The 16,719-nt window shown below is 58.5% G+C and carries 14 protein-coding genes and 5 pseudogenes; 11 read left to right on the forward strand and 8 right to left on the reverse strand.

The window, feature by feature from the left end:
- Positions 1-219: pseudogene (locus FHT85_RS30345) on the forward strand (hypothetical protein); the annotation flags it as partial.
- Here FHT85_RS30345 and FHT85_RS04720 read toward each other — a convergent pair.
- Positions 205-636: pseudogene (locus FHT85_RS04720) on the reverse strand (SOS response-associated peptidase); the annotation flags it as partial. The pseudogenes FHT85_RS30345 and FHT85_RS04720 sit on opposite strands and share 15 nt — an antisense overlap.
- A 53-nt stretch (positions 637-689) precedes the next feature.
- The gene (locus FHT85_RS04725) at positions 690-1,610 is read right to left on the reverse strand and encodes a LysR family transcriptional regulator (RefSeq protein ID WP_162709606.1); all 921 of its coding nucleotides are present in this window, start codon (positions 1,608-1,610) and stop codon (positions 690-692) included.
- Between the two features lie 192 nt (positions 1,611-1,802).
- On the opposite strand from FHT85_RS04725, the gene FHT85_RS04730 reads away from it, so the two are divergent.
- Together FHT85_RS04730 and FHT85_RS04735 are read left to right on the forward strand one after the other, a co-directional pair.
- Positions 1,803-2,207 (forward strand): nuclear transport factor 2 family protein, encoded by a 405-nt coding sequence (locus FHT85_RS04730; RefSeq protein ID WP_112339097.1) that lies wholly within the window; start codon positions 1,803-1,805, stop codon positions 2,205-2,207.
- A 469-nt stretch (positions 2,208-2,676) separates the two neighbouring features.
- The gene (locus FHT85_RS04735; RefSeq protein ID WP_112410159.1) at positions 2,677-3,192 is read left to right on the forward strand and encodes a hypothetical protein; all 516 of its coding nucleotides are present in this window, start codon (positions 2,677-2,679) and stop codon (positions 3,190-3,192) included.
- Positions 3,193-3,363: 171 nt separating this feature from the next.
- On the opposite strand, the pseudogene FHT85_RS30400 reads toward FHT85_RS04735, so the two are convergent.
- The 5 genes and pseudogenes from FHT85_RS30400 to FHT85_RS04760 all read right to left on the reverse strand — a co-directional run bounded on the left by FHT85_RS30400 (position 3,364) and on the right by FHT85_RS04760 (position 7,141).
- A pseudogene (locus FHT85_RS30400) lies at positions 3,364-3,745 on the reverse strand (type II toxin-antitoxin system VapC family toxin).
- Positions 3,742-3,940 (reverse strand): annotated as a pseudogene (locus FHT85_RS04745) (type II toxin-antitoxin system VapB family antitoxin). Before FHT85_RS04745 ends, FHT85_RS30400 begins: the two co-directional pseudogenes overlap by 4 nt.
- Positions 3,941-4,176: 236 nt before the next feature.
- Positions 4,177-4,830: an alpha/beta fold hydrolase gene (locus FHT85_RS04750; RefSeq protein WP_112410160.1), complete on the reverse strand. Its 654-nt coding sequence runs from the start codon at positions 4,828-4,830 to the stop codon at positions 4,177-4,179.
- A 254-nt stretch (positions 4,831-5,084) separates the two neighbouring features.
- The gene (locus tag FHT85_RS04755; RefSeq protein WP_112410161.1) at positions 5,085-5,348 is read right to left on the reverse strand and encodes a hypothetical protein; all 264 of its coding nucleotides are present in this window, start codon (positions 5,346-5,348) and stop codon (positions 5,085-5,087) included.
- A 377-nt stretch (positions 5,349-5,725) separates the two neighbouring features.
- A complete protein-coding gene (locus tag FHT85_RS04760; RefSeq protein WP_112410162.1) occupies positions 5,726-7,141 on the reverse strand; it encodes an aldehyde dehydrogenase family protein in 1,416 nt (471 codons plus the stop codon).
- Between the two features lie 99 nt (positions 7,142-7,240).
- Here FHT85_RS04760 and FHT85_RS04765 point away from each other — a divergent pair, with 99 nt between their 5' ends.
- From FHT85_RS04765 to FHT85_RS04800, 8 genes and pseudogenes are all read left to right on the forward strand, one after another.
- Positions 7,241-8,161 carry a LysR family transcriptional regulator gene (locus FHT85_RS04765; RefSeq protein ID WP_112339401.1) on the forward strand — a complete coding sequence of 307 codons (921 nt, stop codon included), beginning with the start codon at positions 7,241-7,243 and terminating at the stop codon, positions 8,159-8,161.
- A gap of 175 nt (positions 8,162-8,336) precedes the next feature.
- Entirely contained in the window at positions 8,337-8,948 is a 612-nt protein-coding gene (locus FHT85_RS04770; RefSeq protein WP_112410163.1) for a glutathione S-transferase family protein, read from the forward strand.
- 58 nt (positions 8,949-9,006) lie between these two features.
- Complete coding sequence (locus FHT85_RS04775; RefSeq protein ID WP_112410164.1) at positions 9,007-11,064, forward strand: pyridoxamine 5'-phosphate oxidase family protein; 2,058 nt, start codon at positions 9,007-9,009, stop codon at positions 11,062-11,064.
- Positions 11,065-11,189: 125 nt separating this feature from the next.
- Positions 11,190-11,737: pseudogene (locus FHT85_RS04780) on the forward strand (carboxymuconolactone decarboxylase family protein).
- 79 nt (positions 11,738-11,816) lie between these two features.
- Positions 11,817-12,281, forward strand: coding sequence for a DUF1348 family protein (locus FHT85_RS04785; RefSeq protein WP_112410165.1), 465 nt, complete (start codon positions 11,817-11,819; stop codon positions 12,279-12,281).
- Positions 12,282-12,304: 23 nt separating this feature from the next.
- On the forward strand, positions 12,305-12,637 hold the full coding sequence (locus FHT85_RS04790; RefSeq protein ID WP_112400911.1) for a hypothetical protein: 333 nt from the start codon (positions 12,305-12,307) through the stop codon (positions 12,635-12,637).
- Between the two features lie 55 nt (positions 12,638-12,692).
- Positions 12,693-13,583 (forward strand): LysR family transcriptional regulator, encoded by an 891-nt coding sequence (locus FHT85_RS04795; protein WP_112410166.1) that lies wholly within the window; start codon positions 12,693-12,695, stop codon positions 13,581-13,583.
- A 345-nt stretch (positions 13,584-13,928) separates the two neighbouring features.
- Positions 13,929-14,900 carry an alpha/beta fold hydrolase gene (locus FHT85_RS04800; RefSeq protein ID WP_112410167.1) on the forward strand — a complete coding sequence of 324 codons (972 nt, stop codon included), beginning with the start codon at positions 13,929-13,931 and terminating at the stop codon, positions 14,898-14,900.
- Positions 14,901-15,562: 662 nt separating this feature from the next.
- On the opposite strand, the gene FHT85_RS04805 is transcribed toward FHT85_RS04800, so the two are convergent.
- Complete coding sequence (locus tag FHT85_RS04805; protein WP_112400912.1) at positions 15,563-16,597, reverse strand: LacI family DNA-binding transcriptional regulator; 1,035 nt, start codon at positions 16,595-16,597, stop codon at positions 15,563-15,565.
- Positions 16,598-16,719: the final 122 nt, after the last annotated feature.

Genomic DNA, 16,719 nt, shown 5'->3' on the forward strand with positions numbered 1-16,719 from the left:
CGGATCGAAGCATGTTTGAAACACTTCAACAGCCATAAGAACGCCGACGACGCAGTTGCGGCCGGCTGGATGATTGCCGCGATCCAGGAGCGGGTCAGCGAACGTGACCTTTACGGTTGGCGCAGGAAATCGTGGATGCGGCCGTGCACGAGCTCCTCTTGTCCGAACAGGCGCCGCCGCATTGAGTTGTCGAAACGTCGCTCGTTACAGCAAGCCTGATGGACTGACCAGCTCACCTTCCTTGGTAACAATGGTCGAGCCATAGGGCTCTCGGGAGGTGACGGTCAGTGCGTCATCCGGCAATGGGCGGGCCAGCTCTTTTGCCTCCTCCCATGGCGCCGTCATCCAGACATCGGTCTCTTCCCTGGTCAGCAGCAGCACTGGCATGGCCTTGCCATGAATGGGTTTGACCTCATCGCGTGCGAACCAGGTGTTCGGGACGTTGCCGCCTTCTTTCTGGCTTGCCGGATCCGGCTCGGCAAAGCTGGTGACAGGGACGAGACAGCGATTCTCGACACCGAACCACCGCTTCCAGTGTGGCAGCTTGAGATTACGAACATTGGTGACGCCGCGGTCGACCTGGTCGCGAATGGTCTCTCGAGCGAAGACCTCATGACCGGGAGCGGGGAGATCGTCACGATCAGCGGTGTCGACCGATGCTGGTCGAGCACTCGGACACACGCCGGTCGCTACCTCTCTTTAAAGGCCGCCGTCTGATCGTGGAGAAACTCCATTACCGCTCGCACTCGGGTTGGAAGCAGGGTCTGTTCACGTCGCAGGATGGACATTGGCATTTTGTTGCCGCGCCAGTCCGGCAACACCTCGATTACCGTTCCCGAGGCGAGGGCATCGGCCGCCAGCCACCTTGGCCCCCACATAATTCCCACGCCATTCTCCGCGGCCAACAGAGCGGATTCAGCATCGTCGGTAATGAAATGCCAGGGTGGTGACCGTGGAAAACTATCGGCGCGGAGCCGCCAGTGTTCGACCAACCCGGTGCGGGTGTTGCGGAAACCGATCAGGTCATGTGTGGCAAGGTCGGATGGCGTCCGAGGTGCCCCATACCGCTCCACGTAGCCAGGCGACGCGCATACGACCCAATCAAATTCGAACCACGGCAGACGAACGTGGCCGGGCAACCCGTCAAGCCGCCCGCTGCGGATCGCAAGGTCCAGCCCGACTTCTGCAAGGTCGGCGATCACGTCGCTGGCCCGCAAATCGAGAGCGATGTCGGTATGCTGTTCTTTGAATGCCGGTAGAAGTGGCACGAGGCAGCGGCGAACAAAGGCGGGAGACGCGCCGATCCTGACGTTTCCCGCTGCGGCGCCCTTACTCGCATGCGTCAGGATGGCATCGATGTTCGCGGCTCCGTTCAGCACGTCGCGCGCAGGTCCGATCAACAGCTCACCGGCGTCAGTCGGTGAGATCGAGTGGGTTGAGCGATGCAGGAGACGCAGCCCGTAAACGGCCTCCAGCCGCGAAATCGTTTTTGAAACTCCGGAGGTCGTCAGTGCCAGTTGGCGGGCTGCGCCAACGAATGATCCAGCATCGATCACGGCAATGAAGCATCGGAGCTGGGATAGGGATATGCCGTCAAGGGGCGTGGACATAATGTCAACACTATCCTGCCGAGCGCCCCGATACCAGTAGCTTCCTCCTAAGCTCATATTGGCGATGTAAACGAGCGCGCGGTGACAATCGCGATGCTCCCATCAATGCCCCGGGTCCTTATTCGTCAACTTCCAGGAGTTGCCGATAGTCGATTTGGGCGAAGAACAATGCAACCAGTGTGAGATGATGAAATGAACACCCATCACGTCGAAGCTTACTTCAAGGCCATGAGTGGCAAGGAAACCACGAAGCTCGCAGAGCACCTGTCTGAGAGCGTCATACTGCAAAGCCCTGTTTTCCCGGATCCTTTCGAAGGGAAGGAGACGGTCGTCAAAATCCTGTCTGGTCTGCTTGCCACAATAGACAGCCTCGACGTTGACTTGACGTTTGCCTCTGATCGAGACGTCGCCGTGTTCTTCACCATCCAATGCGACGGGATCACGGTCAAAGGAAACGAACATATTCACCTGGACGAAAACGGTCTGATCGATTTCTTCGAAGTCGCGTGGCGCCCGCTCCCCTCGGCGGTGCTCATTCAGGAAAAACTCGCGAATAAACTGGGTGGGCAGCCAATGCGGCTGGTTCCTGCAACATGACGTGTGCAGGGCGACGCTGAACGCAATGGCCGAGCCGTAGCCCCGGCGCGCCCGGCAACGCCAGCTCACTTTTCTGAGGCGCTGGGGCCGGTTAGCGGATCGGCGCACCGAGATCTGGAGGGGCCGAGAGGCAGACCAGCATCAGGATGGAGGCTCCGTCCTCAAGCCGAAATCCTCTTCACCCCCAACCGTGGACGTTTCATTCCGCGGCGGTGAGAAAGTCGATGATGCTGAACGGCGTCTGAACTTACGCATGGCTCGCATTCCGACGCGTCAGTCGTAGACAAGGCTTTCGAGGGGGGCATCCGCCGTCTTCTGGCTCTGCCCGCCGACGCGGCAGGAAACATCCGAAGCTGCAACGGTCGAATTCTCACGACCTGCAGCCGATGCTACCCAGTGGCACGGCATTCGCCATGTCGTTGCCGTAACGACTCTCGGCCGGGATACGCCCTGGCAAGATCGCGCAGACATGGCAACCGCTTCGATACGCATGGTCGATTTGTTGCGAACAACAGGCGCAGCCGTGCGCGGACTTGCTCTACCAGCCTCCATGGACAACGCGCTCCGTTTGACGGACAGCATTCGCGCGGGCTGCATCTATGGTTCCATTAGTCGGGACGTAAAACTGCCGCATGTCGCGACACGGGACGTGGGTGCCGCTGCAGCCAACCTGCTGCTGGACCGCTCCTGGATTGGACAAAAGGACGTTCCCGTGCTCGGACCCGAGGAGCATTCCTATACCGATATCTCCCGCATTATCAGCGAAGAGACCCGATATCGATGCGGCTATCAGCAGGTTCCATTTGACGAATGGAAAGCGCGGCTTGTTGGTGTCGGATGGCCCGAGCCCTTCGCCGCGGCTTACATCGTGATGTTGAAGGCGAAAGACGAAGGCATGGACAACGTTGCTCCGCGCTCCACTGCGATCATTGGGCCGACCAGTTTTCGGCAGTGGGTTCGCGAGGCATTGTCGTCGATCCTTTGAACTTTAACTTCGGGCTTGTTCGCAAGCGCCGCCTGCTGAGTGCGACGGTGCATTCCATCCGCCGACCGTTGTTGCTGGCTCTTGTAGCATTGAAGGGCGGTGGGTCCGAATCCGTTCAAGGCGAGATATCCAAAACTTGTCCGAGACCCTGAAGGAGTACCATTTCAGCATTCAGTTGGGCATGCTGGCTCGTAGGTGCAGTGCGGCGCCCACCTTTTCGGCCGCTACCCGCAGGCGCTTGTCTCTGGTCCATAGAGCGCTCGCTTGTCAAGAAGGACCGATGCGAGCAAATGGGCATCCGTGTAGCCAATGCCCGTGCTGAAAATGCCATGGCGATCGATCATCGCCATGACTTCGTCGTGCGTGGCCACGACCGCTACGCGTTGAGCCGACAGAAAAGCTATTACGCCGCCGCGATCGCGACGGCTGCCAAGCGCCAACTCACCAATCACGCACGGGTGGCAAAGTGGCGATCGTCCTCAACAATCCTGCGGAGCTCGGCATCGGCATGGCGGAAATGATCGATCCAGATCGAGGTGTCGGCCAGTATCACTTGGCCGCTGCGCTCCGGCGGCGCGGCGCTGCCTCGGCATCAGGCATGGTTCCTCCGAGTGCGATCAGGCGCTTTCCGGACTCCACACGAACAAGTGTCTAACGCTTGACGGACGAGAACTGCGGTTTCTTTAGTGCCGGTTAAGGACCTAGCCCTTTCGATAAGCGTGTCATCGAGGTTGATAGTCGATCGCATTGATCAGCTCCCTTATTGGCTGCGATTATCAGCACCATTTGGTGATAAAATCTACGCCTGGTTTTCGTTCCCATTGTTGGAAGCAGTCCTGTAACGGAAGTAGATAACACATCAGTTTGTTGAAAAACCGCTGGAGCCGCAATTCGTATCCCTTCACATCAAGCGCTTTTGGCCGCGCCCGCAGCTTAACGGAACGACTTCGAGCCCGCCGGCCCAAAGGATTAACAGTGCACTCTTCACCGCCACCCCGGCGTACGCAATGAAGCCGCCCATCTGGTGACGTGATCGGCGACGACGGTGACATGTTCGGCGATCGTGAGACCGGAGACGGCCTTTCTAGGCCGAAAGTCGTGATCTCCATCCTCTAGCCAGAGAATTTCGATCATTTTGGAAAGCGTGTAGCCCGAAACCTCCTCTCGCGATCCGAATAGATCACGTGTGCCCTGGCAGATGAGGGTCGGGGTCTTCATTTCCGCGAGATGGTCTGTCCGCAAGCTGTCAGGTTTTCCGATGGGATGGAACGGGTAACCCAGGCAGAGCAGTCCGGAGATCTTTCCAGTATCGTAGAGGTCATCCGCGATCATGCTGGCCACGCGACCGCCCATGGATTTGCCCGCGATGACGAGGGTTCCTCGCGCACCGAGTCCATCGATCACAGCTTCATATTCCTGCTTCAGGAGTTCGGCGCGTGGGGGCGGCGACCGTTTTCCGGTGGAACGTCGTGCTGCCATGTAATCGAACTCGAACCGGACGACCCGCAGGCCCTGATCGGCAAATGCGGACGACATGTTTTCCATCCACATCGTGTCCATTGCACCGCCCGCTCCATGAGCGAGAACGATCGTGATCTTGGCGTCTTCAGGGCCGGTAACGAGAAAGTCATGGGGCATTCAGATTTTCTCTTCGTTCGTGATACCACTGTCATACCGATGCAGGAGCCGCTGTAAAAGAGCCGGCTGCGATCCACAACAGCAGCAGGTGCCGTCTTGTCCCCGTGCCTGATGAACAGCCATCTCCCGTATCGTCGCGCATTTCCGTAGTCCTCTTCGACGTTTCGGAAGGGAAGCACCTTTGAGAGATCCGCGAAGCGTGGCGCACCTTCCCTCGAACGGTCCTGCACATTTTAGGTGGTGATCTAGTCTACCTATGAGGCCTTACCTGCGGAATGCACCGGGACCTTTGCCATTTCCACCGCATCCCGAGATAGCCACTGGTGGGCGGAAATTGCAGCCTGAAGTTCCGGAAGCGAGCGGTTGCCTTCCCTGAACAAGGTGACAACGGTGGCGGCCGCGATTTCGTATTCCGGGGCGGCACGGTCGATACCGATTGAAGTTCGCCACTCCTCGAGTGCCTGGCTGATGATGTCGAGTTCAACGGACCCGAACGTCGCATTCACAAAGTCTCTCATTGTCTCTCCCGAAAACAAGCGGCAGAGAGATGGGAGCCGCCATGGCCAATGTCAAAGGGAAGACGACGATCGAGTGGCTGTAATCAAATATTCACCATGACTTGCGAGCTTTACCGCGCCACGCAGTTGAATACCCGGCAATTGGGCAGGTGTTGGTTTTGCGTCACCTGCCCAGTAGGCCTGAATGTTCTCAAAGCCCAGAGGCCCGTTGCTGGCGGCGGCGCCGCGTCTCTAACCAGCTTTGACAAGTGAAATCAGGTGCTTACCTACCAGAGTGGACGGCGCAAGTTCAGATCCTTTTAAGAGCAGGTCCAAGATTCGTAAGATAGGAGAGCGGATGACGCGCGGAGTTCGAGCTCCGCTCGTCGTGGCTATCCTCAAGCGATGATAGCCTTTGGCTCCAGAAACGCCTCTAGGCCGAACACGCCATACTCGCGGCCGATGCCCGACTGCTTGAAGCCACCGAAGGGAGCAAGCGGCTCATGGGGCGCAGCGTTGATGACAACACGACCGCTGTCCAATCGATCCGCAAGTGCTTGCATGCGCGAGGCGTCGCTGCCATGTAGATAGGACTGAAGTCCGTAGGAAGTATCGTTGGCGATGGACACGGCTTCGTCGTCGTCACGATAGCCAATGACCGACAGCACCGGCCCGAATATCTCCTCGCGCGCGATGCGCATCTGGTTGTTGACGCCGGTAAATATGGTCGGCTTCGCGAACCAGCCACGATCCAGTCCGGTAGGCCGTCCGAGACCGCCCGTCAGGAGGCTGGCGCCCTCTCGTATCCCCAGCCCGATATAGGACTGGACGCGGTCGTACTGCTTCTGACTGACCATCGGCCCGATCATCGCGTCCGGATCATCGGGAGCGCCGACCTTGAACCTCTCAGTCTCCTGCTTCAGCCTGGCCAGCACTTTATCTAGCCGACGGTTCGGAACCAGAACGCGGGTGCCGGCGATGCAGGACTGGCCGCTGTTGATGAAGCCCATCCGCAGCACGGCGGGGATGGCCACATCCAGATCGGCGTCGTCGAGAATGATGTTCGGACCCTTGCCGCCTAGCTCCAGCGTGACGCGCTTGAAGGTGTCGGCCGCGCTACGCAGGATTTCCCTGCCGACCGCGGTGGATCCGGTGAAGGTCACCTTCGCGATATCCGGATGCCGGCTGAGTTCCGCGCCGACGACATTGCCGAGCCCGTTGACGATGTTGAACACACCTTTCGGCAACCCCGCTCCATGCAGGCATTCGGCCAGGACCTGCGTTTGTATCGCGCTCATCTCGCTCGGTTTGATGACGATGGTGGAGCCGGCGGCGATGGCAGTTGCGAGCTTCGAGGTGATGAAGCCGATGTTGCTGTTCCACGGCGTGATGGCGGCGGCGACACCGACCGGCTGCATGATCACGCGCGCTCGACCTATACGGCGCTCGAAGTCATAGTCCTCTAGAACCTTCGCGATGGTCAGGAAGCTTGAGGCGGCATGGGGAATGGCGAACCGCGTGAAGGTCTGCGGAGCACCGTACTCAAGCGCCATAGCTTCCGTCAGATCGGAGACGCGCGCGGCGACGGCGGCGTTCAACCGCTTTAGCATGTCGATGCGCTCACCTTTCGTGGTGCGCGAAAACGCGGGGAAAGCACGTTTCGCCGCCGCAACCGCCTCTCGCGCATCTTCGACGCTGCCCAGTCTGGCCGTACCGATCTTCTCCTCCGTTGACGGATTGTGGAGATCGGCCGTCTCTGTCGCGCGAGGCGTGACGAACTGCCCGTCGATGTAGATTTTGTCGATGTCGTACATTTCTAACTCCTTTTGGCTGTTGAGGCATATCTGGCATTTCGGGATTGTCCTGATAAGTTGGCCAAAAGTGCTCAGGCTGATAGGAAATTACGGACAATGATGCGTGGTTCGCTTGCTGAACTCGAGGCGGTTCTCGCCGTCTCTTCCCAAGGCGGGTTTAGGGCCGCCGCTCGCGAGCTCGGCATCTCGTCGTCGTCGCTCAGTCAGCAGATCGCTGCGCTAGAGACCCGCATGGGCGTCAGGCTGTTCAACCGCTCGACTCGTAGCGTGGTCCTTTCAGCCGCGGGTGAGCAGTTCGTGGCAAGCGTCGGACCGGCGCTGGAGGCGATCCGCAGCGCCGTCGAGCATGTCGATGAACATCGGGCAGAAGCTACGGGCACTTTGCGGATCAACACGTCGGTGGGCGCAACGCGGATGATCCTGACGCCCCTGATCCTGGAATACATGCGCCGGAACCCGCAGATGGCGGTGGAGATCGTCACGGAGGGCGCGTTGGTCGACGTCAACGCCAAGGGCTTCGATGCCGGAATAAGGATCCGGGAGGCCGTTCCCCCTGACATGGTGGTTGTCCCGATCGGCGACAGCATCCGCCCTGCCATCGTCGGATCGGTCGAATACTTCCGACGCTATGGAAAACCACAGGTTCCGGTTGACCTTCACGATCACCATTGTATCCGCGCCAGAATGGCGAGCGGCACGCTCTATCGCTGGGAGTTCGAGCGAAGGGGAGAGGCTTTCGCGCTCGACGTTCCGGGCAAGCTCACGCTCGACGACAGCGATCTGATGCTCCGGGCGGCCCGCGATGGAGCCGGACTTGCCTATCTGAACGAATGGCAGGTCGCCGATGACCTGGCCGAGGGTAGGTTGGAGCAGGTTCTTGCGGAGTGGACCCCGCCATACCCGGGGCTATGTCTCTACTATCCCGGAAGGCGCAATATCCCGGCAAAGCTGCGCCGGTTCATCGACCTGATCAAGGCTTTGAGGGCAAACCTGAACGTTGAGAGCCGTTCTTCAATTTAGAGGATTGCTCAACCGTGCAGATGCGAAGCTCACCTGTCATTCTCGGCGGTTACGGCACTGTTTCATGCAGCGTAACAGTCCAATGTCAAACATGAGTATTCAGCCGCGCGATCGCGCATTGCATCCTGTGTCCACGGATCGGGAACGAACCCGGCCTTCAAGCAGGAGCGATCACATGAAACTCTATCACCATCCGCTGTCCGGTCACTCTCACCGCGCCCGGCTTTTCCTTTCCCTGATCGGGCTTCCCCACGAGCTGGTCGAGGTCGATTTGCAAGCTGGCGCCCACAAGCAGCCCGACTTCCTCAAGATGAACCCCTTCGGCCAAGTGCCGGTGCTGGCGGATGGCGATGTCTTCATTTCGGATTCCAACGCGATCCTAGTCTACGTCGCCAAGAAGGCAGGTCAGACGGCATGGCTTCCTGAAGATGCAAAAGGAGCGGCCGACGTTCAGCGGTGGCTCTCTGTTGCAGCCGGTGAGATCGTATACGGTCCGGCAGCTGCGCGTCTGGTCACGGTGTTCGGCGCCAAGTTCAACCCGGAAGAGGTGATCGGGCGTGCCCATACCATCCTCGGCCGGATCGAGAACCAGCTGCAAGGGCGTGAATGGCTAGTGGGCAGCCGCCCGACGATCGCCGACGTCGCGATCTACAGCTATGTCGCGCGCGCGCCGGAAGGCAATGTCGACCTTAGCGCCTATCCGTCCGTCAATGCCCTCCTTGCCCGCGTCGAACAACTTCCAGGCTTCGTCGACTTCGTGAAAACGCCCGTTGGCCTTGCCGCCTAAGCCTCGATAGGGCGTGCGACGCCTCGCACGCCCCCGCTTCCTTCTCTGGAGAACGCCGATGTCTATGAACCTTACGAAACTGCCGACGTGGCATGAAGGCGAGACCTTTATCCAGGAAAAGCTCGGCGTAAAGGAACGCATGGCCTCGGTCGGCCAGCGTGTCGTTCGCGATTTCATGCCCGACCAGCACCGGGACTTCTACGCCCAATTGCCTTTCATCGTTCTTGGCAGCGTCGATCAATCTGGCGAAGCCTGGGCGACTTTTGTCGAAGGCCAGCCTGGTTTCATGTCGTCACCCTCTCCCATCGTTTTGGACATTGCCGCGACCCGAGATCCGAGCGACCCAGCAAGCGAAGGACTGGCCGACGGCTTGCCGATTGGTCTTCTCGGTATCGAGATGCACACGCGTCGCCGCAACCGCATGAATGGTTTTGTCTCGACGATCGATGGCGGTTTCCGCGTCGATGTTGACCAGAGCTTCGGAAATTGCCCGCGCTACATTCAGCTGCGCGACTTCGCGTTCGAACGCCAGCCGGGAACCTTGTTTAAAGGTGAGGTTGAGGAACTGCCTGCACTTGATGATCAGGCACGCACGATTATTCGAGAAGCTGACGCGTTTTTCGTTGCCTCCTACGTCGATCGCGAAGACCGGCGCCAGGTGGACGTCTCACATCGCGGCGGGAACGCCGGGTTTGTTCGCATCGGTGACGATGGGGTCCTGACAATCCCCGATTTCGACGGAAATCTCTTCTTCGCGACGCTTGGCAACATCCTGATGAACGGAAAGGCAGGACTTCTGTTCGTGGATTTCAACACCGGCGATATGCTGCAGATGACGGGGAAAGCCGAAGTCATTTTCGACTCGCCCGAGATCGCCGCCTTCCAGGGCGCTGAGCGCTTTTGGACATTCAAGCCGACACGTATCGTCCGTCGCCGCAATGCATTGGCGTTGAGATGGGCTTTCCAGAAGGACGGCTGGTCGCCGAGTTCCCTTATGACCGGGAGCTGGCAGCAAGCGGGCGACCGTCTTCGTGCCGCAGAGATTGCCACAAGCTGGCGGCCAATGACCGTCACCGCCATTGTCGATGAAAGCGCGACGATCAAATCTTTCCATCTGCAGCCTGGCGATGACGCGGGGCTACTCCCTCACAACGCGGGTCAGCATCTCCCTATACGCATCAAGCTGCCCGGCGAAGGAAAGTCGGTCATTCGCACCTACACGCTCTCGGTCGCGCCGTCCGACGGTATCTACCGCATCAGCGTCAAGCGAGACGGCCAGGTGTCGCAATTCCTGCACGATACTATTGCCGTCGGCGATGTCATCGAGGCGCGCGCGCCGGCCGGCGACTTCAGCATCGATGCCCGCTCGTCACGCCCGGCGGTTCTTCTGGCAGGCGGCGTCGGCATCACGCCGCTGCTCGCGATGCTCCGTCATATCGTTTACGAGGGGCTCCGCAAGCAACGTGTCCGTCCGGTCACGTTGTTCTACGCGGCTCGCTCCAAGGCCGATCGACCGTTTGACAAGGAGATCGCCGACCTTGTCGGTGCGACAAAGGGCGTCGTGCGCTTGGTCAGGATCCTCAGTGACACCACGGATGCTGAAGAGGGTAGCGACTTCGACGCGGCCGGGCGGATCGACACGGCCATGCTGACGCGGTTTCTTCCCTTCAACGACTATGATTTCTATCTCTGCGGACCTGCCCAGTTTACCCAAGGTCTTTATGACGGGCTGCGGGGTTTCAACATTGCTGACGATCGTATCCATGCGGAAGCCTTCGGTCCGTCGTCGCTCATTCGCACAGGGCAACCCACACCAGCAGCTGTGTCTTCCACCACGCAGCCGTCGGAAAAGCCTGTGCCGGTCATATTCACGAATTCCCTGAAAGAAGCGCGGTGGACCCCTGGTTCCGGCACTCTTCTGGAACTTGCCGAGGCACGCGGCCTCGAGCCCGAGTTCAGTTGTCGGGAAGGAAACTGCGGCACGTGTCGGACGAAGCTCATCAAGGGTGCCGTCGCTTACGTCAAGCAGCCCACCGCGAAGATCGACGCCGACGAAGTGCTTCTGTGCTGCACAGTTCCTGCCGACCAGGAAGGCGGTCTGCAGCTCGCCCTATGACATCGCGATTGCTGCGTCCAGCGTAACAGGCCCTTGTTCCCCTTCGATCTTCAGCGATCGGCGCCGCGGGGTCATATTCAATCTCAAGAGAGCGACATCTCTCTCAACCAAAAAAGGAGAATACAATGTCACGCATTCCTACCCCGGCAACCATCGACGAAGCACCCGAAGCCTCCCGTCCGATCCTTGAGACCGTCCAGAAGCAGATCGGTTCCGTTCCGAACATCTTCAGGCTGGTGTCCAACAGCCCCGCCGCATTGACGGGTCTGACATCGCTCCAGGGCGCACTCGGCAAAGGCAAGCTGCCGTCGGCACCCGCGAACGCATCGCGCTCGCCATGGCTGAGGCCAACGGCTGTGACTGCTGCCTCTCGGCCCACACCTTCACCGGTACGAAGTTTGCCAAGCTCGACGAGAGTGAAATCGCTGCCAACCGCAACGGCACGTCGAACGATCCCAAGGCAGCTGCCGCAGTCGAATTCACCCGGGCACTGACAGTGGCTCGCGGTTCCGTCGCTGTAGCCGAAATCACCAAGGCCCGTGATGCCGGCTACAGCGACGCTGAGATCGTCGAGATCATCGTCCATGTCGCCCTCAACACCTTCACGAACTACGTGAACGAGGCCCTCGATACCGAGATCGACTTCCCCCGCATTGATCGCGTCGCCGCATGACGCCAAGGCCAAGAGGCTGTGCAAGGCGTACCGTCCTTTGGCCCCCACGGTCAAACATCATCCTGAGAGGAATTTCCACATGTCCCGTCCCCCGCTTCCCCCATTCACTGAACAGAGCGCAATCGAAAAGGTCCGTCTGGCAGAAGACGGCTGGAATAGCCGCGACCCCGCCAAGGTGGCGCTTGCCTATACGCTCGATACACGTTGGCGCAACCGCACCGAGTTCGCAAAGAACCGTGCCGAGGCCGAGGCCTTCTTGACCCGCAAGTGGAACAAGGAGCTCGACTATCGCCTGATCAAGGAATTGTGGGCCTTCACCGGTAACCGTATCGCCGTCCGATATGCCTATGAATATCGCGACGACAGCGGCCAGTGGTTCCGCGCCTATGGTAACGAGAGCTGGGAATTTGCCGAGGATGGCCTGATGCGGGAACGTCATGCAAGCATCAACGAACACCCGATTGCTGAAGCGGATCGCAAGTTTCGTTGGCCGCTTGGCCGCCGGCCGGACGACCATCCGGGGTTGAGCGACTTCGGATTTTAGCCCGCACATCGGGGAGATTGAAAATGGTCGGCTCGTCAATTGATCCACGGGTGAGGCTTTCAATAGAGCTTGCTCTTGCCGGAACCAGTGCGGGCCAGCCCTTACTCGGGAAGCAGGAGGAAGCCGGCCGTGCGCTCGGCATGACCGGCGCTGAGATGGACGTTGCAAGGTGCGGTTCCAGCTTCGATTTCAAGATCTCGGTGGCGATCTCGCTTGCGCTGGATGCCTGCCAGGAAAGCCGCCAGCGCGCATTATACGCTGGCCTTTCTGTAGAAGCCTGTGCGGAAATAGAACGCATTGCGCAAGCCATCCGCGCTAACCCAATCAACCTTGATATTTGGCGTGATGCCCCTTGAGGCTTCGGTTTCGAGCACTTAAAGTATTGGAAAACCGAGTGCTTTGGGGGAGTAGATGGACCGTTGGCAGGCAATGCGGATTTTCGTGAAGGTTGCTGAAACCGAAAGTTTCGCAGATACCGCTCGCCAGATGTTCATGAGCGCCCCGGCTGTCACTCGTGCAGTCGCGTCTTTGGAAGACCTGATCGGGGCTCGTCTCTTTGTCCGAACAACTCGCTCAGTGAAGATGACCGAGGCCGGAGCGCGTTATTTTGACGATTGCCGCCGGATCCTGGCAGATATAGCAGAGGCGGAAGCGGCGGCCGGTGGTTCGTACGCCACTCCGACAGGAACTCTCTACATCACAGCATCAGTTTTATTTGGTCAGATGTATGTGCTTCCGATCGTGACGCGCTATCTCGACACATACTCCACGGTGAAGGCGAAAACGCTTTTCGTCGATCGGCCAGTTAACATCGTGGATGAAGGCATTGATGTGGCCATTCGCATTGGTCATCTCCCGGATTCAGGCCTTACCGCTATCAAGGTGGGAACCGTTCGTCGCGTGATGTGTGGCTCGCCCAAATACTTCGAACGCTACGGTGTTCCGAAATCGCCGGCCGATCTGAAAGACCACCGCATTGCTGCATCGACTGCAGCTTGGGCATCGCCTGAGTGGAGGTTTGCCGATGATCAGCGTGTGATGGTTGAGCCGGTTCTGCAATGCAATACCAATGAAGCTGTCATACATTCAGCACGCGAGGGATGGGGCCTCACAAGAGTGCTTCATTACCAAATTGGACCCGCATTGATGGCGGGAGAGTTGCAGATCGTACTCAGCGAGTACGAAGAACCGCCCATGCCCATTCACATACTGCATCCCGAGGGCCGGCATGCTCCTGCGAAGGTTCGAACGTTTGTTGATATGGCTTCGGCCAGCCTCCGTGAGAACAGGCTTCTCAATTAGCCCTTTAAGTCACCGGAATAGACCCAAATCCAGCTAAGCTGAATGCTCGGTCTCGCCGTCGATTTGTGCTGGATCAACGTTGAAGCAGACACAAGAGCCCGGTTGTTACTAAGCGCAATTGTTGCATGGACAAGCCGATCGCGTTGACTGCGATCTGGTCGAAAGGGACGTTCACCAACGCCGACGCAACTGTCACGGTTCATCCAAACGGCCGCTCTATCCGGCCACTCATATCACCAGACGTAATAATCCCTTGTCCAATACGAACATTCTTTTTCCACGCCGAAAGAGCGATGGTTGTTGCAGGCAACAAGCCGCCCGCAACCAGTCCTGAGGAGAACCACAATGTCTCGCACTCTTGCCGCCCTGCTTCTCGCATCCGCCAGCATCTTTGTTACCGCCCCCGCAAGTAGAGTGTTCGCCGAAACACCTGCGATCGCTCAGCAAGTACCTGCGACGGTCCATTATCGCTCCGTAAAGATCGATGGCGTGAACGTGTTTTATCGAGAAGCAGGCCCAGCCGACGGCCCTGTCGTCGTCCTGCTTCACGGCTTTCCGACATCGTCTCACATGTTCCGCAACCTGATCCCGCTGCTCGCTGATCGCTACCGCGTCATCGCTCCTGACTATCCGGGTTTCGGTCAGAGCGACGCACCCGATCACACCAAGTTCGAATATTCCTTCGGCCACTATGCCGATATCGTCGATACGTTGCTGACCAAGCTCGGCGCCGCCAAGTATTCGATGTATGTCATGGATTATGGCGCACCTGTCGGCTACCGGCTGGCGCTCAAGCATCCGGATCGCGTCACGGGACTGATTGTCCAGAACGGCAATGCCTATGACGAAGGCATCCGCGATTTCTGGAACCCGATCCGCGCCTACTGGAAGTCAGGAACGAAGAAGGACCGGGACGCACTCTCCGTGCTCGTCGCACCTGAGACGACCAAATTCCAGTATACCGATGGCGTCAAGGATCTGACCCGCATCAGCCCCGACAATTGGATTCACGACCAAGCGCTGCTCGACCGGCCGGGGAACAAGGATATCCAGCTCGACCTGTTCTACGACTACCGCACCAACCTGCCGCTCTATCCGCAGTTCCAGGCGTTCTTCCGCGACCGCAAGCCGCCGACGCTGATCGTCTGGGGCAAGAACGACAAGATCTTCCCGGAAGAGGGCGCGCATCCCTATCTTGGCGATCTTCCCGAAGCAGAGTTCCATCTCCTTGATACAGGCCACTTTGCGCTTGAAGACAAGCTGGACGAGATGGCACCGCTGATCCGGAGTTTCCTCGATCGCAATATCGCGAAATGAATAAGCACGGGCTTCCTGCAACTGCCGAACTGGTTGCAGGAAGCCCGATAGTAGCTTTCAATGCCCGCCAAAGATAGCTGTTCAAAAAGCCTGCCCCGTCGGCTCTGGAACCGCAGGTAACTGTTTTACCATAATACAGTCTTGTGTCAGGCAATAAGCATGTGAATCAGATACCTAGCTAAAGTAAGTCGAAGCCCAGCGGTCGAGCTCCCTTCATGCCGCACGATCCTCGCAGCCGTTGCTAAACGAACGGGCAGGCGTTGCCCGCATTATGCTTTTGCCAGAGCGAGCGCAGCTTGGACACCACCTTCCAACAGGGCTGACGCTTTTGATGGGTTGGACATAACCCGGGCAATCTGGAGAATGCCGACCATCATTCCAAAAATCGCTATCGCCCTGTCATGGGCTGAGAATGAAGGCGAAGCGGGAAGCTTCGATGCCAGAAGAGCGGTATACTTGCCCAATTCAACCTCATAAGCCTCACGGGTCGTTTCTGGCTGTCTTCCGATTTCGGGCAATAGCGCAGCTGAGGGGCAGCCGTTTTCCCGCCCGAACATATGAAACTGTATTCCGGGAGAGGTTCGGAACGCTCGATCGGTGGGTCTATGACAAGAACACCTCGGCGGCTCTTGACGACATCGCATTGAGATTTCGTAGAAGTCTCAGATGTTCGTGGCAGTGTAAAATTCAAACGGCACAATGTGCTGCGAAACGGTCGGTGATCGGTTGGTGTCGAGAGCTTGCGCCATTGCCCGCACTAGGGTCTCACCCAGCAGCTTTGCCGGGTGAGACAGGACGACCCTGATCAGCCCCTCAGCAAGACCGGCTCTCGTTTCATTCGTGAGCTCGTGTGCTATGACCACAAGGCGTTTGGCTGCCGGCCCACCGTCCTGCCGCAGGGCTCGCATCACGCCCGTGATGCCGCCGCCGGCAACGTAAAGCCCGACCCAATTCGGCTCGGTCTGCAGAAGGCGTCGCGTTGCTTCATAGGCGATTTCGGGCTCTTCAAGCGTGGCCACAGTCTCGAGCATCTGGAAGTCCGGCGCACTCTCCCGGAAATACGATCGAAACCCCATTTCGTTTAGTTCTTGCGCAAGATATCGGTGACTGCCTACGAAGACGGACACCTTGCCTCCATTGCCATTCAGCCCGGCGATGAACCACGCGGCCGTGCGCCCCTTTTTGACGCAGTCGTTGCCAACATAGGCTGCGCGGGAGGCAGTGGAAATATCGGAGATCATGGTCACGACCGGAATATTCTCTGCTGCAAGACCATCGACGGCGTGGTTCACCTGCGGGTGATCCGAGGTAATCATTCCAATGACGTCGGCTTCGCGACTGAGAGCGTAAATCGCCTCGGCAGCCTTGTCGGGCGCAAGATCGTCCATGAATCTAACGATGGCCCTTCCATGGGCGTCGGGGAATGCTTCAGTCGCAGCAACGAGAACGTCGCTCCACATTTGATAAAGCTTACGGTGAGACTGCTTGAGAAGAAAACCAAATTTGATCACCGGCTTGTCGTGCTCGAGTCGCCGGGCGATGGCCGTCACGCCATGAAAACCAATCTGGCGGGCGGCGTTAAGAACCCGCTCCGCCGTCTGTGGGCGCACGGGGTCGCGACCGTTCAGCACGCGATCGACTGTTGAAATGCTTACATTCGCGGCTTTTGCCAAGTCCGGGATCGTTGGGCGTGACATAACAAGCCTCTCATAATCTGACGCTAATTATGAGATGTTTTGGGAGAAAAATCCACCGGTTTGTTGACACTCAGTGGAATTTTCGCAATTTCGTCTTTCAGTAAAAGCCAATTCGGCGGGAG

The sequence above is a fragment of the Rhizobium sp. BK312 genome (assembly GCF_014193605.1).
In the GTDB taxonomy this organism is placed as follows: domain Bacteria; phylum Pseudomonadota; class Alphaproteobacteria; order Rhizobiales; family Rhizobiaceae; genus Rhizobium.

Bases quoted from the DNA above. Each gene is read 5' to 3' on its own strand.
- FHT85_RS04725 (WP_162709606.1), bottom strand. From the start codon at position 1,610: ATGTCCACGCCCCTTGACGGCATATCCCTATCCCAGCTCCGATGCTTC.
- FHT85_RS04730 (WP_112339097.1), top strand. From the start codon at position 1,803: ATGAACACCCATCACGTCGAAGCTTACTTCAAGGCCATGAGTGGCAAG.
- FHT85_RS04735 (WP_112410159.1), top strand. From the start codon at position 2,677: ATGGCAACCGCTTCGATACGCATGGTCGATTTGTTGCGAACAACAGGC.
- FHT85_RS04750 (WP_112410160.1), bottom strand. From the start codon at position 4,830: ATGCCCCATGACTTTCTCGTTACCGGCCCTGAAGACGCCAAGATCACG.
- FHT85_RS04755 (WP_112410161.1), bottom strand. From the start codon at position 5,348: ATGAGAGACTTTGTGAATGCGACGTTCGGGTCCGTTGAACTCGACATC.
- FHT85_RS04760 (WP_112410162.1), bottom strand. From the start codon at position 7,141: ATGTACGACATCGACAAAATCTACATCGACGGGCAGTTCGTCACGCCT.
- FHT85_RS04765 (WP_112339401.1), top strand. From the start codon at position 7,241: ATGCGTGGTTCGCTTGCTGAACTCGAGGCGGTTCTCGCCGTCTCTTCC.
- FHT85_RS04770 (WP_112410163.1), top strand. From the start codon at position 8,337: ATGAAACTCTATCACCATCCGCTGTCCGGTCACTCTCACCGCGCCCGG.
- FHT85_RS04775 (WP_112410164.1), top strand. From the start codon at position 9,007: ATGTCTATGAACCTTACGAAACTGCCGACGTGGCATGAAGGCGAGACC.
- FHT85_RS04785 (WP_112410165.1), top strand. From the start codon at position 11,817: ATGTCCCGTCCCCCGCTTCCCCCATTCACTGAACAGAGCGCAATCGAA.
- FHT85_RS04790 (WP_112400911.1), top strand. From the start codon at position 12,305: ATGGTCGGCTCGTCAATTGATCCACGGGTGAGGCTTTCAATAGAGCTT.
- FHT85_RS04795 (WP_112410166.1), top strand. From the start codon at position 12,693: ATGGACCGTTGGCAGGCAATGCGGATTTTCGTGAAGGTTGCTGAAACC.
- FHT85_RS04800 (WP_112410167.1), top strand. From the start codon at position 13,929: ATGTCTCGCACTCTTGCCGCCCTGCTTCTCGCATCCGCCAGCATCTTT.
- FHT85_RS04805 (WP_112400912.1), bottom strand. From the start codon at position 16,597: ATGTCACGCCCAACGATCCCGGACTTGGCAAAAGCCGCGAATGTAAGC.